At 73.6% G+C, this 24,070-nt stretch carries 23 protein-coding genes; 9 read left to right on the top strand and 14 right to left on the bottom strand.

The annotated features are described in order from the left end of the window. Window positions 1–527 precede the first annotated feature (527 nt). Window positions 528–1,334 (bottom strand): nucleotidyltransferase domain-containing protein, encoded by an 807-nt coding sequence (locus tag FGW31_RS32320; RefSeq protein ID WP_142197089.1) that lies wholly within the window; start codon window positions 1,332–1,334, stop codon window positions 528–530. Between the two features lie 151 nt (window positions 1,335–1,485). Between FGW31_RS32320 and FGW31_RS32315 the strand changes: the two genes are divergently transcribed. Next, the gene (locus FGW31_RS32315; RefSeq protein ID WP_142197088.1) at window positions 1,486–1,932 is read left to right on the top strand and encodes a type II toxin-antitoxin system PemK/MazF family toxin; all 447 of its coding nucleotides are present in this window, start codon (window positions 1,486–1,488) and stop codon (window positions 1,930–1,932) included. On the opposite strand, the gene FGW31_RS32310 is transcribed toward FGW31_RS32315, so the two are convergent. Beyond that, window positions 1,886–2,776 carry a TIGR02452 family protein gene (locus FGW31_RS32310; protein WP_161175033.1) on the bottom strand — a complete coding sequence of 297 codons (891 nt, stop codon included), beginning with the start codon at window positions 2,774–2,776 and terminating at the stop codon, window positions 1,886–1,888. The two genes, FGW31_RS32315 and FGW31_RS32310, sit on opposite strands and share 47 nt — an antisense overlap. Before the next feature lie 304 nt (window positions 2,777–3,080). Here FGW31_RS32310 and egtA point away from each other — a divergent pair, with 304 nt between their 5' ends. Genes egtA through egtD form a run of 4 tightly spaced genes read left to right on the top strand, consistent with a single transcriptional unit; the run spans window position 3,081 to window position 7,520 of the window. After that, on the top strand, window positions 3,081–4,442 hold the full coding sequence (gene egtA, locus FGW31_RS32305) for an ergothioneine biosynthesis glutamate--cysteine ligase EgtA (protein WP_233288750.1): 1,362 nt from the start codon (window positions 3,081–3,083) through the stop codon (window positions 4,440–4,442). Next, entirely contained in the window at window positions 4,439–5,755 is a 1,317-nt protein-coding gene (egtB, locus tag FGW31_RS32300; RefSeq protein ID WP_142197086.1) for an ergothioneine biosynthesis protein EgtB, read from the top strand. The genes egtA and egtB overlap by 4 nt, the downstream gene beginning before the upstream one ends. Next, on the top strand, window positions 5,755–6,561 hold the full coding sequence (gene egtC, locus FGW31_RS32295; RefSeq protein ID WP_142197085.1) for an ergothioneine biosynthesis protein EgtC: 807 nt from the start codon (window positions 5,755–5,757) through the stop codon (window positions 6,559–6,561). The genes egtB and egtC overlap by 1 nt, the downstream gene beginning before the upstream one ends. Beyond that, window positions 6,558–7,520, top strand: coding sequence for an L-histidine N(alpha)-methyltransferase (gene egtD, locus FGW31_RS32290; protein WP_142197084.1), 963 nt, complete (start codon window positions 6,558–6,560; stop codon window positions 7,518–7,520). The genes egtC and egtD overlap by 4 nt, the downstream gene beginning before the upstream one ends. 28 nt (window positions 7,521–7,548) lie before the next feature. On the opposite strand, the gene FGW31_RS32285 is transcribed toward egtD, so the two are convergent. Beyond that, a complete protein-coding gene (locus FGW31_RS32285) occupies window positions 7,549–8,802 on the bottom strand; it encodes an extracellular solute-binding protein (RefSeq protein WP_142197083.1) in 1,254 nt (417 codons plus the stop codon). A gap of 230 nt (window positions 8,803–9,032) precedes the next feature. Here FGW31_RS32285 and FGW31_RS32280 point away from each other — a divergent pair, with 230 nt between their 5' ends. Next, window positions 9,033–9,248: a dodecin gene (locus FGW31_RS32280; protein WP_142197082.1), complete on the top strand. Its 216-nt coding sequence runs from the start codon at window positions 9,033–9,035 to the stop codon at window positions 9,246–9,248. A 27-nt stretch (window positions 9,249–9,275) separates the two neighbouring features. On the opposite strand, the gene FGW31_RS32275 is transcribed toward FGW31_RS32280, so the two are convergent. Continuing rightward, entirely contained in the window at window positions 9,276–9,767 is a 492-nt protein-coding gene (locus FGW31_RS32275) for a phosphatase domain-containing protein (protein ID WP_142197081.1), read from the bottom strand. Between the two features lie 90 nt (window positions 9,768–9,857). On the opposite strand from FGW31_RS32275, the gene FGW31_RS32270 reads away from it, so the two are divergent. Next, window positions 9,858–10,877: an LLM class flavin-dependent oxidoreductase gene (locus FGW31_RS32270; RefSeq protein ID WP_142197080.1), complete on the top strand. Its 1,020-nt coding sequence runs from the start codon at window positions 9,858–9,860 to the stop codon at window positions 10,875–10,877. Between the two features lie 56 nt (window positions 10,878–10,933). Here FGW31_RS32270 and FGW31_RS32265 read toward each other — a convergent pair whose 3' ends face one another. From FGW31_RS32265 to FGW31_RS32240, 6 genes are all read right to left on the bottom strand, one after another. Further along, a complete protein-coding gene (locus tag FGW31_RS32265) occupies window positions 10,934–11,983 on the bottom strand; it encodes a DUF2382 domain-containing protein (RefSeq protein WP_142197078.1) in 1,050 nt (349 codons plus the stop codon). Between the two features lie 90 nt (window positions 11,984–12,073). Then, window positions 12,074–12,886: a lysophospholipid acyltransferase family protein gene (locus FGW31_RS32260; protein ID WP_142197077.1), complete on the bottom strand. Its 813-nt coding sequence runs from the start codon at window positions 12,884–12,886 to the stop codon at window positions 12,074–12,076. Then, complete coding sequence (locus FGW31_RS32255) at window positions 12,886–13,665, bottom strand: GNAT family N-acetyltransferase (RefSeq protein ID WP_142197076.1); 780 nt, start codon at window positions 13,663–13,665, stop codon at window positions 12,886–12,888. Before FGW31_RS32255 ends, FGW31_RS32260 begins: the two co-directional genes overlap by 1 nt. A 227-nt stretch (window positions 13,666–13,892) precedes the next feature. Next, complete coding sequence (locus tag FGW31_RS32250; RefSeq protein ID WP_142197075.1) at window positions 13,893–14,642, bottom strand: succinate dehydrogenase/fumarate reductase iron-sulfur subunit; 750 nt, start codon at window positions 14,640–14,642, stop codon at window positions 13,893–13,895. Continuing rightward, window positions 14,639–16,588: a fumarate reductase/succinate dehydrogenase flavoprotein subunit gene (locus FGW31_RS32245; protein ID WP_142197074.1), complete on the bottom strand. Its 1,950-nt coding sequence runs from the start codon at window positions 16,586–16,588 to the stop codon at window positions 14,639–14,641. Before FGW31_RS32245 ends, FGW31_RS32250 begins: the two co-directional genes overlap by 4 nt. A 2-nt stretch (window positions 16,589–16,590) precedes the next feature. Next, window positions 16,591–17,262, bottom strand: coding sequence for a succinate dehydrogenase (locus tag FGW31_RS32240; protein ID WP_142197320.1), 672 nt, complete (start codon window positions 17,260–17,262; stop codon window positions 16,591–16,593). A 119-nt stretch (window positions 17,263–17,381) separates the two neighbouring features. On the opposite strand from FGW31_RS32240, the gene FGW31_RS32235 reads away from it, so the two are divergent. Then, a complete protein-coding gene (locus FGW31_RS32235; RefSeq protein ID WP_142197073.1) occupies window positions 17,382–18,266 on the top strand; it encodes a LysR family transcriptional regulator in 885 nt (294 codons plus the stop codon). A 14-nt stretch (window positions 18,267–18,280) separates the two neighbouring features. On the opposite strand, the gene FGW31_RS32230 is transcribed toward FGW31_RS32235, so the two are convergent. Then, window positions 18,281–19,171, bottom strand: coding sequence for an NAD(P)H-binding protein (locus tag FGW31_RS32230; protein WP_142197072.1), 891 nt, complete (start codon window positions 19,169–19,171; stop codon window positions 18,281–18,283). A gap of 166 nt (window positions 19,172–19,337) precedes the next feature. Here FGW31_RS32230 and FGW31_RS32225 point away from each other — a divergent pair, with 166 nt between their 5' ends. Next, window positions 19,338–20,198, top strand: a complete 861-nt coding sequence (locus tag FGW31_RS32225; protein ID WP_142197071.1) for a LysR family transcriptional regulator — start codon at window positions 19,338–19,340, stop codon at window positions 20,196–20,198. Between the two features lie 147 nt (window positions 20,199–20,345). On the opposite strand, the gene FGW31_RS32220 is transcribed toward FGW31_RS32225, so the two are convergent. The 3 genes from FGW31_RS32220 to FGW31_RS32210 all read right to left on the bottom strand — a co-directional run bounded on the left by FGW31_RS32220 (window position 20,346) and on the right by FGW31_RS32210 (window position 23,878). After that, a complete protein-coding gene (locus FGW31_RS32220) occupies window positions 20,346–20,720 on the bottom strand; it encodes a nuclear transport factor 2 family protein (protein ID WP_142197070.1) in 375 nt (124 codons plus the stop codon). Between the two features lie 204 nt (window positions 20,721–20,924). Further along, a complete protein-coding gene (locus FGW31_RS32215) occupies window positions 20,925–23,069 on the bottom strand; it encodes a putative bifunctional diguanylate cyclase/phosphodiesterase (RefSeq protein WP_142197068.1) in 2,145 nt (714 codons plus the stop codon). Continuing rightward, on the bottom strand, window positions 23,066–23,878 hold the full coding sequence (locus FGW31_RS32210) for an SAM-dependent methyltransferase (protein WP_142197067.1): 813 nt from the start codon (window positions 23,876–23,878) through the stop codon (window positions 23,066–23,068). Before FGW31_RS32210 ends, FGW31_RS32215 begins: the two co-directional genes overlap by 4 nt. Window positions 23,879–24,070: the final 192 nt, after the last annotated feature.

Raw genomic sequence — 24,070 nt, 5'->3', positions numbered from 1 at the left:
CCTCCATGCCTCACCCAGCCGGTGACCGACACGCGATGCCGCGCCCAGCAGCCTAGACAGCGGCGGCGAGGGCTGTCGAGCGAATTCGGGCACCCCGCCGGACGCCCGGCCCGTCACCGGGCGGCGGAGCCACGCGGTGGCGGCGCGACCGACCGGTACGCCGTGCGGCGACGGAGCCAAGCGGTCGCAGAGCGACCGACTGGTGCGCCGTGCGGCGACGGAGCCGTGCGGTGCGGCGTGGAGTGCGGCATGCGGTGCCACGTGCGGCGTGCGGTGCGCCGTGCGATGCCGCGTGCGGCGTGCGGTGCGTCGTGCGGCGGAGCCGTGCGGTGCGGCATGCGGTGCCACGTGCGGCGTGCGGTGCGCCGTGCGATGCCGCGTGCGGTGCGGCGACGGAGCCGTTCGGTGCCGCGTGCGGCGTGCCGTGCGGCGTGCGGTCGTGGTACGCCCGCGTCGCCGCCGCCCCGGCCCTCCCGTGGCCCGCGGGGCCGTGACGGAGCGCCGCGTCGGCCGAGGGCCCCTCGCGTTCAGCCGGTGGGTGCGCCTCCCGTCCCGGCGGCGCGGGCCGCCTCGTCCACGCGTTCGGCCACCCAGGCCAGGAAGTCCCGCACCGCCGGCCGGGGCAGCGCGAGCGCCGACTCCCGGGGACGGGCGAAGCTGCGCAGCGCGTCGGCGACCAGCGGCCGGAAGGTCTCCTCGGAGGCGGCGACCGCCTCGGCCGCCGCGCGCTTGGCGACCCAGCGGCCCGTGCGGCAGTACACCACGGAGCGGCAGCCGTTGAGCACGCGGTTGTCGGCCACGTGCCCCTCGCCGTCGGCGTGTTCGCGCACGGAGGCGCGCAGCGCGGCGAGCACGTCGGCACGCTCCGGCGCGGCGACCACCTCCCGCACCGGCCCGCCGAACAGCGGCAGGCCGCACTGGTGGGCGAGGGAGCGGTCGAGGACGTACCAGAACGGCGGCGCGTCCCGCGGGTCGTAACTGATCCGCTCGGGCAGGGCCGGTCCGGTGTTGAGGTCCAGCAGGTATCCGGCCGCGCCGGACGGCCGGGCCGCGAAGTCGGCCGGGTAGACGACCAGTTCGAGGCCGGCGGCGGGACAGGGCAGTGCGGGGTGGGCCAGTGCTCCGGCCAGTTCGGGCAGCGCGGTCCGGGGCAGCGCGGGGTCCGTCACCACGGTCACGTCGACGTCGCTGCGGCCGTGCCGGTAGTCGCCGAGCGCGAGGGATCCGACGGCCAGGACGCCCACCAGGCGGGGCCCGCAGACGGCGCGGGTGCGGTGGACCAGCTCCTCCAGGTAGGAGCGCAGTTCTCGGGGCGGGAGGGCGGGACGGTTCATGGAACCAGTCTCGGCACCCGCGCCCGCCCGCGTCCCACCGGCCACCGCCACGTGCCGCGTCGTGTCCCGCCGCCCGTCCGCGGGCCCGTCGGCGGCCGGTGGCCGCCGACCGGGCGTCGGCCGGCGTCCAGGTGTGCCGTACGGTACGCCTGTGACCGCCTACAGTCCCGAGAACACCCCGGGCCGCCACGGCCCTTCCGCCACCGTCGAGGCCGCGCCCCGCGAGGTGGGCCGGGTGCGCACCGAGTACTCCCCCGCGCACGACGGCGACCCCGATCCCGGGGAGATCGTGTGGACGTGGGTTCCCTACGAGGAGAACGACGGCCGGGGCAAGGACCGTCCGGTGCTCGTGGTCGCCCGCGAGGCGGCCGGGACGTTCCTGGCGGTGCAGTTGACCAGCAAGCGGCACGACGGGCGCCGGGAGTGGGTGCCGATCGGCAGCGGGCCGTGGGACCGGTCGGGCCGGGATTCGTGGGTCGACGTGGACCGGGTGCTGCGGCTGCACGAGGAGGGCATGCGCCGGGAGGCGTGCGCGCTGGACCGGATGCGGTTCAACCTCGTGCGCCGGCGACTGCGGGAGCGGTACGGCTGGAGCTGAGCGCCGCCGCGTCCGGCGGCAGGTCCGCGAAGGCACGCTCGAAGGCGCCGCGGACCGCGCCGTCGCGGGTGCGGTCCAGGATGCCGAACACCACGTGCGCGAAGGCTCCGTCGAAGCGTCCGCCCGGCTCCAGGTGCGCCCGGAAGGCCGCCGCCACCTGGGCGGGGTCGTTGCGGAACACTCCGCAGCCCCAGGCGCCCAGCACCAGCCGACGGTAGCCGTGGGCGAGGGCGGTCTCCAGGACGCGTCCGGCCCGCAGCTCCAGCGCGCGGGGCAGCTCCCGCGCGCGCTCCGGCGTCCGGGAGACGATCACGCCGGCGTTGGGCGCGGGCGAGGTGAGGAAGCCGGCCGTGAACGGCCGGTCCAGCAGCTCGCCCCGGTCGTCGCGGAAGACGGGCACGGCGGGTGAGTGGATCACCCGGTCCGTGTAGAACGGGTCGCGGTGGGCCCGGTGGTGGTCGTAGAAGTCCCGGGCGCGCAGCAGGCAGGCGTACAGCGCGGAGGCGCGGCACAGGGCCTCTTCCTGGGCCTGGGCGCCGTTGAGGTAGCCGCCGCCCGGGTTGCGGGCGGAGGCGAAGTTCAGTACGGCCGGCGTGTCGTCCGCCGGTGCGTCGGCCAGGCGGCGCGCGGCCTCCAGGCTGCTCTCGCCGGTGACCTCGATGCGGGTCGGCACCGGGTGGAACGCCGGGACGTCGACCGGTTGCGGTCCGTGGGTCCGGGTGCCCTGCCGCGCGGCGTCGACCGCCGCCGCGAGGGAGACCTCGTGACCGCCGGGCGCGCGGTAGGTGCCCGCCGCCACGATCCGCTCGGTCTCCTGGGCGATACCGCGCAGGCGCGCGCTCACGGCGCCACCCCCGTAGCCGCCGTGACCGGGCGCCGCGCGATCCTTCTCGTCGTGCTCATGCAGGCATCGTGAGCGATGCTGGTGATGCGGCGCAACGGAGTTTCCGCCTCCCACAAGGCCGGGAGGACGGGCGGAAAAGCCCTCGGGAACAGTCCGGACGGGAAGGATGACGGACCCGGAACGCCCCGACAGGCACCCTTGTGTCCGGCGACGTGAAGGTTTTGGGTGGACGGGTTGGTGCCACGGCCGGGGCCGTCGAGGTCCCCGGCCCGGCGACATGGTGGAATCTCAGGAGGATCCCGACATGTCCGATTCGGCAGGTGGCTCCGTCGAGCCACGTACCGCCGTCACGGAAGCCGAGGTGGAAGCCCTGGTGCGGGGCATCTGCTTCAAGACCGGACCGCCGCGCCGCCTCGGGGTCGAGGTGGAATGGCTCGTCCACGAGGCGCGCGACCCCCGGTTGCCCGTCTCACCCGAACGACTCGAAGCGGCCTACGCCGCCCTGCGCACCGTGTCCCTGAGGTCGGCGCTCACCGTCGAGCCCGGCGGCCAGCTGGAACTGAGCTCGCCGCCCGCCGCCTCCCTGACGGAGTGCGTCACCACCGTCTCCGCCGACCTCGACGCCGTCCGCGCGGTACTGCGCCGGGACGGACTCGTCCTGGCCGGCCTCGGACACGACCCGTGGCACACGCCCCGCCGGTTCCTGCGCGAGCCGCGCTACGACGCCATGGAGGCCTGTCTCGACCGCACCGGCCCGGCCGGCCGGGCCATGATGTGCACCTCCGCCTCCGTGCAGGTGTGCCTGGACGCCGGGTACGAGGAACCCGGTCCTCTCGGGCACGTACGGCGCTGGTGGCTGGCGCACCAGCTGGGCGCGGTGCTGGTCGCCGTGTTCGCCAACTCCCCGGTCGCCGGTCACCGGGCCACCGGCTGGCTGTCCACGCGCCAGCTGCGGTGGGCGCAGATCGGCACCGGCCGGGCGGGCGGTCCCGTGCTGGATGCCGATCCGCGCGGCGCCTGGGCCCGGCACGTGCTGGACTCGCCGGTCATGTGCGTACGGCGCGACGGCGGACCGTGGCACGTGCCGCACGGGCTGACCTTCCGGGAGTGGACCAGGTCCGGCGCGCCCAGGCCTGCGACCCGGGAGGATCTCGACTACCACGTCACGACCCTGTTCCCGCCGGTCAGGCCGCGCGGCCATCTGGAGCTGCGGATGATCGACGCGCAGCCCGGCGACGACGGATGGATCGTGCCGCTGGCCGTGACGACGGCGCTGTTCGACGACCCGGAGGCCGCCGAGACCGCCTACCGGGCGGTGAAGCCGCTCGCCGAGCGCACCCACGGCCGGCCCGCGCCGCACAACCCGCTGTGGCGGGACGCGGCCCGTCACGGGCTGGCCGACCCGGAGCTGCGCGAGGTGGCCGCCGTCTGTTTCGCGGCGGCGCTGCGCGCCCTGCCGCGGCTCGGCGCCGGTACGCGGGTCGTCGACGCGGTCGCGGCGTACGGCGAGCGCCATGTCGCGCGGGGCCGCTGCCCGGCCGACGACCTGCTCGACGCGCTCCGCGCCGACCTGCGCCCCGCCCGCGTCCGCGCGCCGCAGGCACCCGGCGCCCGTTCCCACGCCCCGCACGGACCCGCCCCGCACGGGAAGGACACACCCTCATGACCGACCCCGCCCTCGACGCCGATGCCCTGCGCGAGCGCGCGGTCGCCTCGCTGATCACGGCGCGGGACCGCACCACGCTGCTCACCAGTTGCGTCGACGGACCCGATCTGACCGCCCAGCACTCGCCGTTGATGTCCCCGCTGGTGTGGGACCTGGCGCACATCGGCAACCAGGAGGAGCAGTGGCTGCTGCGGGCCGTCGCCGGGCAGGAGGCGATACGGCCCGAGATCGACAGCCTCTACGACGCCTTCGAGCACCCGCGCTCCGCCCGCCCGGGCCTGCCGCTGCTGCCGCCGGAGGAGGCCCGCCGGTACGCCGCCGACGTGCGCGGCCGGGCCCTGGACGTGCTGGAGGCAGCCGCGTTCCACGGGACGCGGCTGACGGAGTCGGGCTTCGCCTTCGGGATGATCGCGCAGCACGAACAGCAGCACGACGAGACCATGCTGATCACTCATCAGCTGCGCCGGGGCCCGCAGGTCCTGACCGCGCCCGACCCGGACCCGGTGCCGCTGTTCACCGGCGCGTCCGAAGTCCTCGTCCCCGGCGGCCCGTTCACCATGGGCACCTCCGACGAGCCGTGGGCCCTGGACAACGAACGCCCCGCGCACCGGCGCGAGGTGGCGTCCTTCTTCATCGACACCACCCCGGTGACGAACGCCGCCTACCAGGCGTTCATCGAGGACGGCGGCTACGACGAGTCACGCTGGTGGACCGCCGAGGGCTGGGCCCACATCCGCCGCAACTCCATCCGGGCGCCGCTGTTCTGGCGCCGTGACGGCCGGCAGTGGCTGCGGCGCCGGTTCGGTGTCACGGAGGTCGTGCCGCCGGACGAGCCGGTGCTGCACGTGTGCTGGTACGAGGCCGACGCCTACGCCCGCTGGGCCGGGCGCCGGCTGCCCACCGAGGCCGAGTGGGAGAAGGCCGCCCGTCACGACCCGGCCGGCGACCGTGCGATGCGCTACCCGTGGGGCGACGCCGACCCCGGTCCCGAGCACGCCAACCTCGGTCAGCGGCACCTGCGTCCGGCGCCCGCCGGAAGCTATCCGGCGGGCGAGTCGCCGCTCGGGGTGCGGCAGTTGATCGGCGACGTGTGGGAGTGGACGGCGAGCGACTTCCTGCCGTACCCGGGGTTCAGGGCGTTCCCGTACAAGGAGTACTCGGAGGTGTTCTTCGGGCCGGAGTACAAGGTGCTGCGCGGCGGTTCGTTCGCCGTGGATCCGGTGGCCTGCCGGGGGACGTTCCGCAACTGGGATCTGCCGATCCGGCGGCAGATCTTCTCCGGGTTCCGCACCGCACGCTCGGAGGACGTCTGATGTGCCGTCACGTGGCGTACGTGGGGCCCGAGGAGCCGCTCGGCGCGCTGCTCGTGGAGCCCGCGCACGGCCTGTACCGCCAGTCCTGGGCGCCGCGCCGGCAGCGGTACGGGACGGTCAACGCCGACGGTTTCGGCGTGGGCTGGTACGCGCAGGGCGATCCGGTGCCGGCCCGGTACCGCCGGGCGGGGCCGGTCTGGGCGGACCTGTCGTTCGCGGACCTGGCCCGGGTGGTGCGCACGCGGGCGCTGCTGGCCGCCGTACGGGACGCGACCCTGTCGGGTGCCGACGCGGAGGCCGCGGCGGCTCCGTTCGCCGCCGGGACGTGGCTGTTCAGCCACAACGGCGCGGTTCCGGGGTGGCCGGGCTCGCTCGCGCCGCTGGTGGGGGCCCTGTCCGCCGAGGACGTGCTGTCGCTGGAGGCCCGCAACGACTCCGCGTTCGTGTGGGCCCTGGTCCTCGCCCGGCTGCGGGCCGGCGACGGTGAGGGGCGGGCGCTCGCCGGCACGGTGCTGGAGGTCGCCGCGGCGGCTCCCGGCGCCCGGCTCAACCTGCTGCTCACCGACGGCGACACGGTCACCGCGACCGCCTGGGGCGACTCGCTGTGGTACCTCTCCCGGCCCGGCGGAGGCACCGTCGTGGCCTCCGAGCCCTACGACGACGATCCGCACTGGTGCGAGGTCCCCGACCGCACCCTGCTCACGGCGAGCCGTACGGACGTCCTGCTGACCCCGCTCGAGGAACCCGGCGACGTCCTGACGTCGGCCGGCGCACCCGCACCACGTTCGAAGGAGCCCCGTTCGTGAGTCCGTTCCTTCTCACCCGCACCCTGCCCGAGGACGCCACCGGCGCCGCGCTGCGCGCCGACGTCCGCGAGGGCCTGACCGGCAGCCCCAAGACGCTGCCGCCGAAGTGGTTCTACGACGCACACGGCAGCGAGCTGTTCGAGCGGATCACCACGCTGCCCGAGTACTACCCGACGCGCGCCGAACGCGAGATCCTGCTGGCCCGTGCCGGGGAGATCGCCGCGGTGTCCGGCGCCCGGACCCTGGTCGAACTGGGCTCCGGTTCCTCGGAGAAGACACGGCACCTGCTCGACGCCCTCACCGGGCTGCGCACGTACGTGCCCGTCGACGTCAGCGCCAGCGCGCTCACGCTCGCCGGGGAGGCGCTGGTCGCGGAGCGTCCCGGGCTCGAGGTGCACGCGCTGATCGCCGACTTCACGGCCCGGCTGACGCTGCCCGACACGCCGGGGCCGCGGCTGGTGGCGTTCCTCGGCGGGACCATCGGCAATCTGCTGCCGGCCGAGCGGGCCGCGTTCCTCGCCTCGGTCCGTTCGCTGCTCGCCCCTGGCGACGCCCTGCTGCTCGGCACGGACCTGGTGAAGGACGAGACGGTGCTGGTCCGGGCGTACGACGACGCGGCCGGTGTGACGGCGGCCTTCAACAAGAACGTGCTGAACGTCGTCAACCGGGAGCTGGACGCCGACTTCGACCCGGCCGCGTTCGAGCACGTGGCGCTCTGGGACGCCGAGCGGGAGTGGATCGAGATGCGGCTGCGTTCCCGCACCGCCCAGACGGTGAAGGTGCCGGCGCTGGAACTCGCCGTGGACTTCGCGGCGGGCGAGGAACTGCGCACCGAGGTGTCGGCGAAGTTCCGGCAGGAGGGGGTGCGTGCGGAACTGTCGGCCGCGGGGCTGGAGACGGTCCGGTGGTGGACGGATGCGCAGGGGAGGTTCGCGCTGTCGCTGAGCACGGCCCGCTGACCCACCGGGCCGTGCCCGGCTCGCCGGGTCAGTCGAAGGCCAGGGCCTCGGTGATGCGGCGTGCCGCGCGCCGTGCCTCCGTGGCCGGGTCGGCGCCGGTGAGCACCTTCGTCATGTACTCCTTGATGGGGTTGTCCGCCTCGACCGCGCCCCACCGGGGTGTACCGGGGGTCGCGCGTCCCTGTGCGGCTCCGGCCGCCATGGCCGCGACCCCCTCCTCCCCCGCCACCGAGCCGGCGAGGGAGGCCTTGTTGGGGACGTAGTTCATGGTGCGGGCCAGGTCGGTGTTCCAGCGGGCGCCGGTGAGGGCGGCGACGACCTCGACGGCGCCCTCCCTGACGTCGGTGTCGGCCGGGACGACGAGGTCGGAGCCGCCGGTGAACACGGCGCCGGGCCGGCCGGCGGACTTTCCGGGCACCGGGAAGTAGCCCAACCGGTCCTCCAGGTCCGGGTTCTGCCGGACGACGGCCCGCGCCAGCCCGGGCACGGCCACGATCTGGGCGACGCGGCCCTCGGCGAACACGCCCGCCTGCGGCGGGTGTTCCTCGTCGGCGTCGACGGGGCCGTCGCCGAGCGCCTGGAGCCGGCGGTAGAACTCCATGCCGCGCAGGGCGGCGGGGCTGTCGAGGGTGCCGCGCCAGACGCCGTCGTCCCCTTCGGCGAGTTCCCCGCCCTCCTCCCAGATGAATCCGGCGAGCGTGTACCAGTCCTGCCCGGCGAGGTAAATGCCCTGGTTGCCGCCGGTGTTGAGCTTCTCGGTGACGGTGAGCCACTCGTCGCGGGTCCTCGGCGGGGCGGTGATGCCGGCCCGGCGGAAGAGGTCCTTGCGGTAGATGACGACGCGGTTGGCGGCGTACCAGGGGATGCCGTACTGCTGGGAACCCCAGCGGCCGGGTTCGGCGAGGCCGGGCAGCCATGCGTCGCGGCCCCAGTCCCGCATCGACTCCAGGGTGAGGTCGAGCAGTCCGTCGCCCTCGGCGTACTGGGTGACCTGGGTGTTGCCGACCTCGATGACGTCGGGCCCGCCGGGCCCGCCCGTGTCCAGCGCCCGCTGCACCTTCTCGCCGATGCCGGTCCACTCCTGGATGCGGATGTCGAGGTCGAGTGCGGGATGCTCGCGCTCGAACTCCTCGGTGAAACGGCCGAGGAACTCCGGGGAGGCGCTGTGCTGCATCAGCCACACGGTGACCGTGCGCCGTTCGGCTGCGCGGTCGGGCAACAGCCCGCAGCCGCCGAGCAGGGAGGCGGACACGCAGACAAGGGCGAGCAGACGTCGTCTCACGAGGGGTCCTGTTTCTGTCTGGCGGACAGGGCGGGGCCCGACGTGGGGGGCGAGCGGAGGCTCGGGCGGGTGCCCAGCATCTTGGTATGGACCAATCGACAGGTCAAGCGGGTCAGGCGAACGGGGCCGACGCCTCGCGCCCGGCCGCCCGGTGGGGCACGGTGGAGTGACCTGTGGCACAGGCGGCGGCTCCGAGCCTGGGAGCGGCCGCCGGGAAGAGGAGTACGCGCATGTCGAACCACATCTACCGGGTCACGGAGATCGTCGGCACCTCGCCCGAGGGCGTCGACCAGGCCGTACGCAACGGCATCGAGCGCGCCTCACAGACGCTGCGGCATCTGGACTGGTTCGAGGTGACCCAGGTGCGCGGCCAGATCGAGGAGGGGCACATCGCGCACTGGCAGGTGGGCCTGAAGGTCGGCTTCCGCCTGGACGCGACCGACTGACGACTGGACGGAGCGGGATCCGCGGGCTCAGGTCCGCCCCTCACGCTCCTGCGCGTCCTTCAGCTCGCCGGACGGAGCCGCCCAGCGGGCGTGGACGACGGTGAAGCCCGCGCGTCGCGCGTCCAGGCAGACCAGTTCGTCGTCGTCGACCAGCATGCGCACCTGCCGGGTGCGGGCGAGGCGGCGCAGGATCGCCAGCTTGGTGTGGCGGGCGGGCCGGCGGTCGGCGTTGCCGCGCATGTGCAGGTCGCCCTCGGGCAGCCCCTGGGCGGCGAGCCAGTCCAGTGTGTCCCGGCGGCAGCGTTCGGGCCGCCCGGTGAGGTAGACGATCTCGCAGTCCCGCGCGCTGCGGAGCACCAGCGCGACGCCCTCGGCGAGCGGCGGGTCCTGCGGCGCGGCGGCGAAGAAGGCGTCCCAGTCGCGCGGTCTGCGCTCCAGGAACCGCTGCCGGTGCGCCGTGCCGGCGAGGGTGTTGTCGAGGTCGAACACGGCCAGCGGCCGCTCGTTGCGGTCGGTCACACCGCACAGCCTAGGGTCTTTCCGCCGGACGGACCCGGGGCGGGGCGCGGTGGTGCGGAATCCTGCCGGCCGCGGGGTGTTGAAGACGGTATGAGTTCCGTGATCGCCTCGGCCCGCTTCTCCGTACTCGACCGGTCCCGCACCCGTGAGGGGCACTCCGGCCCCGAGGCGCTGCGTGACACCGTGCGCCTGGCGCGGGAGGTGGAGCGGCTCGGCTACCACCGGTTCTGGGTGTCCGAGCACCACGGTGTGCCCGGGGTCGCCGGGTCGGCGCCGACCGTGCTGGCCGCCGCCGTCGCCGGGGCGACCCGGACGATCCGCGTCGGCACCGGCGGGGTCATGCTGCCCAACCACCGGCCGCTGGTGGTGGCCGAGCAGTTCGGGGTCCTGGAGTCGCTGTTCCCGGGACGGGTCGACATGGGCCTGGGCCGCTCGGTGGGGTTCACCGACGGGGTGCGCCGGGCGCTGGGACGCGGCAAGGGCGACGCGGAGGACTTCGCGGCCCAGCTCGAGGAGCTGCTGGGCTGGTTCCGGGGCACCTCGCCGACCGGTGTGCACGCCCGGCCGGCCGAGGGTCTGACCGTGCCGCCGTTCGTGCTGGCCATGGGTGAGGGCGCGGCGATCGCGGCCCGCGCGGGCCTGCCGATGGTCATCGGTGACCTGCGCCACCGTGACCGGATGCGGCGCGGCATCGACCGGTACCGGGAGCTGTTCCGCCCTTCGCAGTGGGCGAGCGAGCCGTACGTGGTGGTCTCCGGGACCGTCGCGGTGGCCGGCACGCCCGAGGAGGCGCGCCGCCTGCTGGTCCCGGAGGCCTGGTCGATGGCGTACTCGCGCACGCACGGCACCTTCCCGCCGTTGCCGCCCGCGGAGCGCGTCGAGGCGCTCGCCATGACCGCGAAGGAGCGCGATCTGTACGAGTCGGGGCTCGCCGGGCAGCTCGCCGGCACCGAGGAGGAGGTGGCGCACGGGCTGGAGGCGGTGCTGAAGGACACGGGGGCGCAGGAGGTGCTCGTCACCACCAGCACCCACGACCGGGAGGCGCTGCTGGACTCCTACCGGCGGCTCGCCGTGGTCGCGGGCCTGGACGGCAGCGCGCCGCGCCGGTGACGTCGTACCGGCGCGGCGTGCTGGGGTGAGAGAGGGTTCGGTCGGTCCGGACCGTCCTACGGGCGGCCCTTGCGGGGGACGTCGCGGCCCGGGGTGCCGCGGCCCGGGACGTCACGGCCGCGCTGCTTGGTCTCGTCGGTCATGTCGGTCTCGGCCTCGATGCGCTCCTTGCGGACCCGTCCGCGGACGACCTCGTCCGTGGTCTTCTCCTCGGTGGTCAGCCGCACCCGCTCGACGGGGACCGCCTCGGTCTCGACGACGGGGCGTTCCTCGTGCAGCGTGACCTCGTACTCGGACTCCGTGAAGTCCGGGCCCGACATGGCGGCACCGCGGTTGGCGTCCGTGATGGGCTCGCGCTCCACGCGGACCTCCTCGTGACGCAGCGGCACCGTCTGCTGCACCTCCTCGGTGACCACGTACTTGCGCAGCCTGGCCCGGCCGGACTCGTGCCGCTCGACGCCGACGTGCATCCGCTCCTCCGAGCGGGTCATGGCGTTGTCGTCGCGTGTGCCGGTGCGGGCTTCGCCCCGGCGGCCGGCCATGCCCGTGGTGTCGGCCGTACCGGCCCTGCCGGTGGTTCCGGGAGCGCCCGTGGTGCCCGGGGCACCGGTCGTTCCCGGCGCGCCCGTGCGCGTGGCGTCGCCCCGACGGCCCGCCATGCCCGCCGTGCCGGCGGCTCCGGCTGCTCCGGCTGCTCCGGCGGTCCCGGCGGTGCCCGCGGTGCCCGCGGTGCCGGCCGTGCCCATGCCGGGCGAGCGGCCTTCGCCGGGCTCCCTCATCACGGAACCCCAGTCGATGCCGTAGTAGTCGTAGAGGCGGTGTTCCTCGTCGACCGACAGATGTCCGCCCGCGTCGATGTCGACGTTGGGCGCACCCTTGATCTTGTCCTTGCGGTAGGGGACTTCGAGGTGGTCCTCCACCAGCGTGGCGTCGCGGATGGGCACGAACGACTCGTTGGAACCGAACATTCCTGTTTTGACGGTCACCCACTCGGGGCGTCCACTCGCGTCGTCGAGGAAGACGTGCTTCGCGTCGCCGATCTTGTTGCCGTCCCCGTCGTACACGGGGTGATCCAGCAGGATCGAGATCTCTTCGCGGGTGATCATCTTGCATCACCCTCCCTTCGGGTTCGCTCCTCTCCGGTTCTCCTGGATCAGCCCTACGGAAACTGATCAAAGCGGACAAATATCATCAATTCAGATGATTCTGTACTCAGGGTGGCCGTGTGCGTGCTCAGCGTCGGTCTCCGGCTGCGCCGCGAGCGCCAGGGACCGGCGGTCGGCGTGGCGGCCCGCCGGTATGGGCGCCACGACCTCGACCTCGGCGACGACCCCGCGCGCGGACGCCACCCGCCACAGGGACGCCAGGAGCGTGTCGTCGCCGACGAAGGCCGGCGCCGTGGCCGGCGTACCGCCCGCGCCGAGGTAGCGGATGCGGACCGGCTGCACCGGCACCCCGGCGTCCAGCGCCGCCTGGAAGACCGCGCGGCGGAACGTTCCCTGCGCCCGGCCGCACCAGGTGCTGCCCTCGGGGAACGCCGCGACGGCGGCGCCCGCGCGCAGCACGGCGGCGACGGCCGCGACCGTGCCGGGCAGGGCGCGCAGCCGGTCGCGGTCGATGAACAGCACCCCGCCGCGCGCGGCCAGCGCGCCCGCCACGGGCCACCGCCGTATCTCGGTCTTGGCCAGCATGCGTGCCGGACGGACGGCCGCGAGCAGCGGTACGTCCAGCCAGGAGATGTGGTTGGCGACGAGCAGCAGCCCGCCGGCGGGCGCGGCGGCTCCGGCGATGCGGACGCGGACCCCGGCGGCGCGCACGATCCACCGGGACCACCACCGCACCGGGCCCGCCGGGATCCGCCGCCCGAGCGGCAGCAGCACGATCCCGGCCAGCAGCAGCACGGCGACCGCCGTCAGCCGCAGCACCGCCAGCGGTACGGCCGCGGGGCGCGCCGTCGGCCGTACGCAGCCCCGCGGGGTGCAGGGCGCGCCGGGCAGCCAGACGCTCATCAGGCGGGGACGAGGGAGAGGAAGTGCCGCAGGTAGCGGGGGTTGACCCGGTCCATCGGCAGCAGCACGTAGAGGTCGGCGACGCCGAAGTCCACGTCGTGCGCGGGCTCGCCACAGACCCAGGCGCCGAGCCGGATGTAGCCGCGCAGCAGGGCGGGCAGTTCGGTGGCCGCGGCGGGCGCGGCGGGTTCGGCGGTCCTGGGCAGCCAGGGGTGCAGCGGGCGCACCCGGTACTCCTCGGGCGCCAGGTGCCGGTCGCGCACCCGGTCCCAGGTGGCGGAGGCCAGCGCGCCGCCGTCGGCGAGCGGGACGGAGCAGCAGCCGGCCAGCCAGGCGTGGCCGCGGTCGGTCATGTAGCGGGCGATGCCCGCCCAGATGAGGCCGATGACCGCGCCGTCGCGGTGGTCGGGGTGCACGCAGGAGCGGCCGACCTCGACGAGCGAGGAACGTATCGGGTCCAGCGGCGAGAGGTCGAACTCGCTCTCCGCGTACAGCCGGCCGGCGATCCCGGCGCGCTCCGGGGGCAGCAGGCGGTAGGTGCCGACGACCTGCCCGCTCACCTCCTCCCGGACGAGCAGGTGGTCGCAGTAGGCGTCGAACGGGTCGACGTCCAGCCCCGGCTGCGGAGTGGACAGCAGGGCGCCCATCTCACCGGCGAAGACGTCGTGGCGCAGCCGCTGCGCGGCACGCACGTCCTCCTCGTCGCGGGCGAGGGCGACGGTGTAGCGGGTGGGCGCCGAGGGCTGTGGGGGACGGTGGAGCGTGGTGACGGCGGTCATGGCTGACTCCTGGGCACGGGCCGGGGACGGCGGAGCGGGGGCGGCCCGTGGTCGTGCGGGCCGCCGCTCCTGTTCTTCCGATGCCGGTTGGCGCGCGCGTGACCTGTGCCGGGAGCGCGGATGTGGGGATGTTGAATGCCAGGGGCGGAAAGCGAGACGGGGCCGGGTCGATGAGCACCTGTCCCGGCCCCGTCCGTCCGCACCTCCGGCGAACGTCTGCGGGGCGGCTACCGCTTGGCCGCCTTGCGGGTGGCCCGCAGCCACTCCTTGTTCATGCCCGTGATGGAGGTGAGCGGGATGCCCTTCGGGCAGGCGGTGGCGCACTCGCCGGCGAGGGTGCAGCCGCCGAAGCCCTCCTCGTCCATCTGCGCCACCATGTCCAGCACGCGGGTCTCCCGCTCGGGCGCGCCCTGCGGCAGGACGTTGAGGTGGTTGACCTTGGCGGAGGTGAACAGCATCGCCGCGCCGTTGGGGCAGGCGGCGACGCAGGCACCGCAGCCGATGCACTCGGCGTGCTCGAAGGCGAAGTCCGCGTCCGGCTTGGGCACGGGCGTGGCGTGGGCCTCCGGCGCGGAGCCGGTCGGCGCGGTGATGTAGCCGCCGGCCTGGATGATGCGGTCGAAGGCGGAGCGGTCGACCACCAGGTCCTTGACGACCGGGAAGGCGGAGGCCCGCCACGGTTCGACGTCGATGGTGTCGCCGTCCCGGAAGGACCGCATGTGCAGCTGGCAGGTGGTGGTGCGCTCGGGGCCGTGCGCGTCGCCGTTGATCACCAGCGAGCAGGCGCCGCAGATGCCCTCGCGGCAGTCGTGGTCGAAGGCGACGGGGTCCTCGCCCTTGAGGATCAGCTCCTCGTTGAGGGTGTCGAGCATCTCCAGGAAGGACATGTCGGGTGAGATGCCGTCCACCTCGTACGTGGACATGGTGCCGTCGGCGTCGGCGTTCTTCTGCCGCCAGACGCGCAGGGTGAGCTTCATGCGTAGCTCCGCTGGGTGGGGTGGACGTACTCGAAGACCAGGTCTTCCTTGTGCAGGACGGGCGCCTCGCCGGTGCCGGTGAACTCCCAGGCGGCGGCGTAGGAGAACTCCTCGTCCCTGCGGGCGGCCTCGCCGTCCGGGGTCTGGGACTCCTCGCGGAAGTGTCCGCCGCAGGACTCGGCGCGGTGCAGCGCGTCGAGGCACATCAGCTCGGCGAGTTCCAGGTAGTCGACGATGCGGTTGGCCTTCTCCAGCGACTGGTTGAACTCCTCGCCGGTGCCGGGGACCTTGATGCGCCGCCAGAACTCCTCGCGGATCTGCGGGATCCGCTCCAGCGCCTTGCGCAGTCCGGAGTCGGTGCGGGCCATGCCGCAGAACTCCCACATGACTTCGCCGAGTTCGCGGTGGAAGGAGTCGGGGGTGCGGTCGCCGTCGACGGACAGCAGCAGGTTCAGCCGGTCCTGGGTCTCCGCCAGCACCTCCTGCACGACGGGGTGGTCCTCGGTCACCTCCTGCTGCTGCGGGGTGCGGGCCAGGTAGTCGTTGACGGTGGCCGGGACGACGAAGTAGCCGTCGGCCAGGCCCTGCATGAGCGCGGAGGCACCGAGCCGGTTGGCGCCGTGGTCGGAGAAGTTGGCCTCGCCGATCGCGAACAGGCCCGGCACGGTGGTCTGGAGGTCGTAGTCGACCCACAGGCCGCCCATCGTGTAGTGCACGGCGGGGTAGATCCGCATCGGCACCTCGTACGGATCCTCGTCGGTGATCCGCTGGTACATGTCGAAGAGGTTGCCGTACCTGGCCTCGACCGCCTTGCGGCCCATGCGCTTGATCGCGTCGGCGAAGTCCAGGTAGACGCCCTGGCCGCCGGGGCCGACGCCGCGGCCCTCGTCGCAGACGTTCTTCGCGGCGCGGGAGGCGATGTCGCGGGGGACGAGGTTGCCGAAGGAGGGGTAGATGCGCTCCAGGTAGTAGTCGCGCTCGTCCTCGGGGATCAGGTTCGGCGGGCGGGTGTCGCCCTTGGCCTTCGGCACCCAGATCCGGCCGTCGTTGCGCAGCGACTCGCTCATCAGCGTCAGCTTCGACTGGTGGTCGCCGGTGCGCGGGATGCAGGTCGGATGGATCTGCGTGAAGCAGGGGTTGGCGAAGTACGCGCCGCGCCGGTGCGCCCGCCACACGGCGGTCGCGTTGGAGTTCATCGCGTTCGTCGACAGGTAGAAGACGTTGCCGTAGCCACCGGTGGCGAGGACGACGGCGTCCGCGAAGTAGGTGTCGATCCTCCCGGTGACCAGGTCCCGGGCGACGATGCCGCGGGCCCGCCCGTCGATCACGATCAGGTCGAGCATCTCGGTGCGCGGGTGCAGTTCGACGTTGCCGGCGGCGATCTGCCGCGACAGCGCCTGGTAGGCGCCGAGGAGGAGCTGCTGGCCCGTCTGGCCGCGGGCGTAGAAGGTGCGGGAGACCTGGACGCCGCCGAAGGAGCGGGTGTCGAGCAGTCCGCCGTACTCGCGGGCGAAGGGCACGCCCTGCGCCACGCACTGGTCGATGATCTCGACGGAGATCTGCGCGAGGCGGTGCACGTTGGACTCGCGGGCGCGGAAGTCGCCGCCCTTGACGGTGTCGTAGAAGAGGCGGTGGATCGAGTCGCCGTCGTTGCGGTAGTTCTTCGCCGCGTTGATGCCGCCCTGCGCGGCGATGGAGTGGGCGCGGCGCGGGGAGTCCTGGTAGCAGAACTGGACGACGTGGTAGCCCTGTTCGGCGAGGGTGGCGCCGGCGGAGCCGCCCGCGAGGCCGGTGCCGACCACGATGACGGTGTGCTTGCGCCGGTTGGCGGGGTTGACCAGCTTGGCCTCGAAGCGGCGCCGGTCCCAGCGCTCGTGGACGGGGCCGGCGGGGGCCTTGGTGTCGGCGACCGGCTCGCCGGTCGCGTACGCGGTGTAGGAAGTCATGGTCAGCTCACCACTTGGGTCATGACGCCCACGGGTACGGCGAGGAAGCCGGCCGTGAGCAGCAGCGCGAGGACGTTGGCGACGGTCTTCAGGGCGCGGTCGCGGGTGCGGCTGCCGACGCCGAGGGTCTGGGCGGCGCTCCAGAAGCCGTGCCGGATGTGCAGGCCGACGGCGAGCATCGCGACGATGTAGACGGCGTTGCCGTACCAGGTGGAGAAGGTGTCCACGACGTTCTGGTAGGGCTTGCCGCTCTCGAAGCCGCCGGAGTGCACATGGCCGGTGGTCAGGTCCAGGACGTGCCAGACGATGAACAGCGCGAGGATGATGCCGCCCCAGCGCATGGTGCGCGTGGCGTAACTGGCGCGGGGCTTGCTGTGCACGTACTTGCTGGGGCGCGCCTTGATGTCGCGGCGGCTGAGCTGGTACGCGGAGACGGCGTGGGCGACGACCGCGACGACCAGCACGACCCGGACCAGCCACAGGGTCCACTCGTGGTGCATGAACGGCTCGCCCACGGTGCGCAGCCAGTGCGCGTAGTGGTTGAACTCGCCGGGCCCGAAGAAGATCTTCAGGTTTCCGATCATGTGGACGACCAGGTACAGCAGCATGATCAGGCCGCTGACCGCCATCACTGCCTTCTTGCCGACGGTCGAGTCCCACACGGTGCGTGCCATGGACGGCCGTCGGTCCGTCCGCGTTGCCAGAGCCATGTCACCGACGCTAGAGCCGGAGGACCCCATCGGTCCAAGACATGGAACGGCTGGATTCGATAGGAGACGCCTATGATGACTGGATGCAGTTCCAGCAGCTCCAGTACTTCGTGGCCGTCGCGGAGACCCGGCACTTCACCCGGGCCGCCGAGACGGTCCATGTCGCGCAGCCGTCCCTGTCGCAGCAGATCAAGGCGCTGGAACGGGAGCTGGGCGCGGACCTGTTCCGGCGGGCGCGTGGGAACATCACGCTGACCGACGCGGGCGAGGCGCTGCTGCCGCTGGCCCGGCGGATCCTCGCGGACGCGGACACCGCCCGGCACGAGGTGCAGGAGGTGGCGCAGCTGCGCAGCGGCCGGGTCCGGCTGGGCGCGACGCCGAGCCTGTGCACCGGTCTGCTGCCGGACGTGCTGCGCGCCTTCCACGACCGCTATCCGGGCGTCCGGCTGCTGGTCGAGGAGAGCGGCTCGCACGACCTGGTGCGGGAGCTGGCACGCGGCGCACTGGACCTCGCCCTGGTCGTGCTGCCGCTGCCGTCGCCCTCGCCCGCGCTGACCACGGTGGAACTGCTGCGCGAGGACCTGGTGGTGGTGTCCTCACCGGACGCCCCGTTCCCCGGACGCGGCAGGCGGGCCGTGCGCATCGCCGACCTGGAGGGCGAGCGCCTGGTGATGTTCCGGCACGGCTACGACCTGCGCGAACTGACTGTGGCCGCGTGCCGCGCGGAGGGCTTCGAGCCGGAGTTCGCGGTGGAGGGCGGCGAGATGGACGCCGTGCTGGGGTTCGTGCGGGCGGGGCTGGGCGTCGCCGTCGTACCGCGCATGGTGGCGGCGCGGTCGGGGCACGGGCTGCGGGTGACGCCGCTGGCCCGGCCGGGGCTGCACCGGACCATCGCGCTGGCGCACCGCAGCGACGTGGCTCCGCCCCGGGCGGCACGGGAGCTGCAGCGGATGCTGCTGGAGCGGTGAGGTGCTCAGGCCCGTCAGCCGAGGACGGCCGGCCTGAGCACCTCCTCGCACCAGCGGCGGAAGCTCGTGGGCGCGGTGTCCGGGGTGCTGGGCTCGCCCTTCCCGTAGAAGTCCTGGTCAGCCATCGCGGAGGCCATGTCGGCGAGCCCTTGGGCACCGCTCTCGCTCGCGCCGAAGCGCAGGGCCGAGGTCCGGTACTCCTCCGGGGTGCTTTCGATCATCCGTACCGGGCGGTCCAGTACCTCGGACAGGACCTCCGCCATGCCCTCGGGGGTGAGGTCGTCGGGTCCGACCAGCGGGACGTCGGCGCGGCCGGTCCAGGCGCCGTCGAGCAGCAGCCGGGCCGCCGTCGCCGCGATGTCGGCGGTGGCGCAGGTGCGCAGGACGCGGTCCGCGGGGTAGGCCATGCGGAAAGCGCCCGTGGCCCGCAGGGCGGCCGCCTGGCCGAGCAGGTTCTCCATCAGGAAGGGCGGGCACAGCGCCCGGTAGTGCGCTCCGGTGGCGGCGACGCGGTCGTCCATGGCGAGCGATGCGGAGATCGGCCCGGCGTTCTCCGCGACGCCTCGCCCGAGGGTGGAGACGGCGACGACGCGCTCGACACCCCGCCGCGCGATCACGTCGCACAGCGGGGTCGTGAAGTCACGGAAGTGGCCCTCGACGCTGTCGGCGCCGGGCGCGGGCGGTACCAGCCAGAACACCTGGTCGGCGCCGGTGCAGGCCGCGGCGAGGACGTCGGGGTCGGCGTGCGATCCCCGGAAGACCTCGGCCCGTGCGCGGGCCCGCGGAGTCAGCCGGGCGGGATCGCGGGCGATCACGCGGACCGCGGCCCCGTCGTCGAGGGTGTCGAGGACGTTGTCGAGGACCTGCCGGCCGATGCCGCCGGTGGGGGTGGTGATGACGATCACGAGGCACGACTCCGTAGCGTCGGGACGAAAGGGAGCGCGCCGGGGCCGGGGAGGCGTTCCGCTCGCGTCCCGGCGCCCCTCCATCCTGTGCCCGGGGCCCCTGCGGACTGAAGGACCGCCCGGGACCTGCTTGTTACCCTGAGGGCAATACGGAGGGAGGCGGAGCGTGGAGTCGCGTTCCCTGCGTTACTTCGTGGCGGTCGCCGAGGAGCTCAACTTCGCGCGGGCGGCCGAGCGGCTGGGCATCTCCCCGCCGCCCCTGTCCCGGGCGATCCGCCGGCTGGAGTCCGAGCTGGGCGTCGCCCTGTTCGAGCGGACCACCCACAGGGTGACCCGGACCCCGGCGGGAGACGTCCTGCTCGCCGAGGCCCGTATCGCGCTGGACGCTCTGGAGGCAGCCGGGCGGCGTGCCCGGCGCGCGGCGGGCGAACCGCAGCTGGTCCTCGCCGTGAAGGCCGACGGCGACGCGGGGCTGCTGGAGCCGATCCTGGCCAGTTACGCGCGCGAACCCGGGTCCGTCCCGGTCGCCGTCCGACTGTGCGGGTGGCAGGAACAGCCGGGGTTGCTGCGCACCGGCGAGGCGGACGCCGCCCTGGTGCACGCCCCGTTCGACGCCACCGGCCTCGACAGCGAGACGCTGGCCGTCGAGCCGCGCGTCGCCGTCCTCGCATCGAGCCACCCGCTCGCCGCCCGGGACCGGCTGGAGCTCGCCGACCTCGGCTGGACCACCGCCACCGTGGAGCACCGTATCGACGCGGCCCGGCGCGGCCGGGGTGATCTGGCCCAGGTCCTCACGGCCGTCTCGCTCGGCGAAGTGATCACCCTGCTGCCCGCCTCGGTCGCCGAACGCTACCCGCGGCCGGGAGTCGCGTACCGCCCGGTGTCCGACGCTCCCCCGGTGGTTCTCGCCGTCGCCTGGCCCCAGCAGTCCCGCTCGACGGCGACCGCGGCCCTCGTACGCGTGGCGGCGGAGGTCGCCGAGGCCGCCCTCGACGGTACGCGGGCGACTCCGGGGGCGGGCGCCTGAGGAGCTGCCTCAAGGACGGGCGGCGGAAAGGGGAGTTCAGAGTTCAGGACACGGGTGGCGCCGGTCCCGGTGAAGACGGCCTCCTGGACGGCGCTCGAGCCGCGGTACCACCCTCCCCGCCAGAGGGCTCACCGAGAGGGACGGCCTTCAGGGAACCGGTGTTCCCTGGTGGTAGTACATGCGCCAGTCGGTCGCGTCGTCGCGTCTGCGCCACAGGGAGCTGCGGCGGGCGTGGCGGCCCTCGAAGCGGGTCTCGTAGGTGAGGTGGACCAGGCCCGGGGCGAGGAGGACGCCGGTCATGGTGGACGGCTCGTAGCGCGGGCCGTCCGCCGAGCTGCCGGGGTGGTCGTGCAGCTCGGCGATCATCTCGGCGCGGGTGTAGCGCCGGCCGGAGGCGCCGACCTCGGTGAACTCGGGGTCGAGCAGGCGCTCGACCTCGGCCGGGCAGGAGCGGACCGCCGGGTCGAGGAGGCGCAGTTCGCCGTCGATCGCGGCCCGTACCGCGTCGTCTGCGTCGGTCATGCGCCCATGATCGCCGACCCGGGAGACTCCCGGCAGCCGGTTTTCCGCCGGCGGCCGCACGCCGCGGCGGCAGTCGCCGTACGCCCGTCGCCACCTGGCGTACGACCGCCCGGCGGCGGCCCCGCGCACCACCCCCGGGCGCCCGCGGTGTGGCTGCGCGCCCGGGATCGGTGAGCTGCCGTCGGCCCCGGGGCCCCTACGGCATCACGCCGTCGTGTCGGCCAGCGCCAGTTCGTGCAGCCGCTCGGGCGGGCCCGGGCGGGCGTAGTACCAGCCCTGGGCGGTGTCGCAGCCCAGCAGCCGCAGTTGCTCGGCCTGGGCGCCCGTCTCCACGCCCTCCACCGTGACCGCGAGGTCGAGGCTGTGGGCCAGGGAGACGATCCCCTCGACGATCTTCAGGTCGACGGGGTCGGCCGGGAACTGCTGCATGCTCTGGGTGAAGGAGCGGTCCAGCTTCAGGACGCTCACCGGGAGCCGGCGCAGGTTGGCGAGGTTGGAGTAGCCGGTGCCGAAGTCGTCCAGCGCGATGTCGACGCCCATCTCGGCCAGCCGCCGCAGCGGCTTCAGCAGGTCGTCGTCCGCGCCGATCAGCGCCGACTCGGTCACCTCCAGGCACAGCGCCTCCGGTGCCACGCCGGTGCGCTCCAGGATGTCGACGGTGTCCTGGACCAGCCCGGGGTGGGTGAGCTGGCACGGCGAGAGGTTCACGTTGATGCGCAGCGGGCCGAGCGCCTCCGCGCCCCCGTGGCGGTCCCGCCATTCGCGGGCCTGGCGCACCGACTGCTCCAGCACCCAGCGGCCCAGCGGAACGATCAGCCCGGTGTGCTCGGCGAGCGGGATGAACCGGTCCGGCGACAGCACGCCGTGCTGCGGGTGCAGCCAGCGCACCAGCGCCTCCGCGCCCCGGACGCTGCCGTCGCCGAGGTGGACCAGCGGCTGGTACTCGATGAAGAACTCGCCCCGGTCCAGGGCCGTCGGCAGCGCCGTGGTGAGCCCGTGCCGGGTGATGGCGCGGGCGTCGGCCTCCGGGTCGGCGAGCTCGAACCGGTTGCCGCCCGCCGACTTGGCCCGGTACATGGTGATGTCGGCGCTGCGCAGCACCTCCGCCGCGCTGCGTTCCCCGGCCGGCCCCTCGACGATGCCGATGCTGCCGCGCACGGTCAGCTCCCGGCCGTCGACGCTGATCGGGGCGAGCAGCGCGTTCATGATGCGGCCCGCGAGTTCGTCCACGGTGCGCTCGGTGTCGGGGCCGGTGGTCAGCGCCACGAACTCGTCACCGCCGAGCCGGGCCACCATCTCGCCGGGCGCGGTGGCGCAGGCCTGCAGCCGGTCGGCGACCTCGACCAGCAGCCGGTCGCCGGCCGCGTGCCCGAGACTGTCGTTGACGGTCTTGAAGCCGTCCAGGTCCAGGTAGCACAGGCCGAACCGCTGGCCCTCGCCGGCGCCCAGCGCCTTCTCCAGGCGTTCGAAGAAGAACGTGCGGTTGGGCAGGCCGGTGAGCGCGTCGTGAGTGGCCTCGTAGCGCAGCCGGAGGTTGAGCAGCCGCCGCTCGGTGGTGTCCTCCATGAGGGCGAGCTGGTACTGCGGGCCGCCGTCGGCGTCGCGCAGCAGGGACACCGTGAGATTGGTCCACAGGACCGTTCCGTCGGGCCGGTAGAACGCCTTTTCCAGGTGGTAGTGCTCGCGCTCGCCGCGGACCAGCTCGTCGTAGAGCCGCCATGTCTGGGGGGCGTCGTCGGGGTGGGTCCACTCCGTGACCCGGCGGCCGCGCAGCGCCTGTTCGGACAGTCCGAACATGCGCCGCAGCGCGCCGTTGACCTGGAGGACGTTGCCCTCCAGGTCGGCGATGCCGATCCCTATCGCCGCGCCCTCGAAGACGGCGCGGAAGCGGGCCTCGGTGGCGTGCAGCGCCCGCGCCACCGCGCCCTGCGCCTCCAGCGCGGCCCGCGCGATGGCCTCCTGCTCGGCGAGGGTGCGTTCGCGCAGCGCCTGCGCGAACCCGGCGGCCATCGCGTGCTGCAGCCGTGCGCTGCGCGCCCGCAGGTCCTCGCGGTCGCCGTCCTCACCGCAGTACAGGACGAGGTAGGCGTCCACGCAGTCCAGGGTCCGGCTCAGTGCCTCCGGGTCGGTGCAGTGCGCCTCCACCAGCGCGGCGCCGACCGCCCGGCCCGCGTCGGCGTCGAAGGCACGGGCCCGCAGCGCCTCGCTGAGCATCCGGGCCAGCGGCAGCAGCCTGTCCTCGAACTCCGTCCTGGTCGACGAGGTCGACGTCACGGCGAAGACGGCGCGGCTCCAGATCGTGGCGAACCGGCGCAGTCTGCCCTCCGGCCCGTCCGGCTCCGCGCTCACGCCGTACGCCCCACGCCCGCGAAACCGGAGAAGGCGTAGGGATCCTCGTCCTCCGGTGCGGTGTCCGGCCGCCACTGCGGCATCGGCACCAGTCCGGGTTCCACCATGTCGTACCCCTCGAAGAACCGCGCGATCTCCTCGCGCGTGCGCATGATCAGCGGGTTGCGAATGTCCTGGTACACGTCCACCGCCCCCTCGGCCCGCTCCGGCGGAAGCGGGATTCCCTCGTACGAGGCGTGGGTGAGCACGAGCATGCTGCCGGGCGCGAGGGCCTCGCGCAGTTCGGCCACCGCCGCGTACGGGTCGTCCGCGTCTTCCACAAAGTGCAGTATGGCAACGAGAAGCAGCGCCACTGGCCGATTCCGGTCGATCAGCCGCCGCGCTTCGGGACTGGTCAGGATGTCCTGCGGCTTCCGCAGGTCCGCGGCGAGGACGTCCGCGCCGTCATGGCCGGCGAGTACCGCCCGGCTGTGCGCGACGGCCACCGGGTCGTGGTCCACGTACAGCACGCGTGCGTCCGGGTTCGCCGCCCGGGCCACTTCGTGGACGTTGCCGAACGTCGGAATGCCGGAGCCGATGTCGAGGAACTGCGTGATGCCCTCGCCGGCCGCGAAACGCACCGCCCGCCGCATGAAGGCCCGGTTCGCCTGCACGATCTTGGGCAGTCCCGGCATGAACTCCATGGCCCTGCGGGCCGCTTCCCGGTCGACCTCGAAGTTGTGCGAACCGCCCAGGTAGTAGTCGTACATCCGGGAGACGCTGGGCACCGAGATGTCGACGCTCCGCGGGGCCCAGGCGGGACGCTCCATGTCTCTCTCCATCGCGTAGGCGATCCGGTGTTCGAGCAGAGGCTACTGATCGCCCGCCAATGGAGCGACCCCAAACGGAAATTGACCATCCGTTCCCGGTCACTGCCAGTGGCACGTGCCTAATTGACATACCCCGGAAACGGTCACGAAAAGTGTCCGCGGCATTCCGGAGAGTTCCGAAGAACACCGCGA

Source organism: Streptomyces calvus (assembly GCF_006782915.1).
Taxonomy (GTDB): Bacteria; Actinomycetota; Actinomycetes; order Streptomycetales; family Streptomycetaceae; genus Streptomyces; species Streptomyces calvus.
Note: the sequence above shows the minus strand (reverse complement) of the source record. Positions and strands in the feature narration are given on the sequence as shown.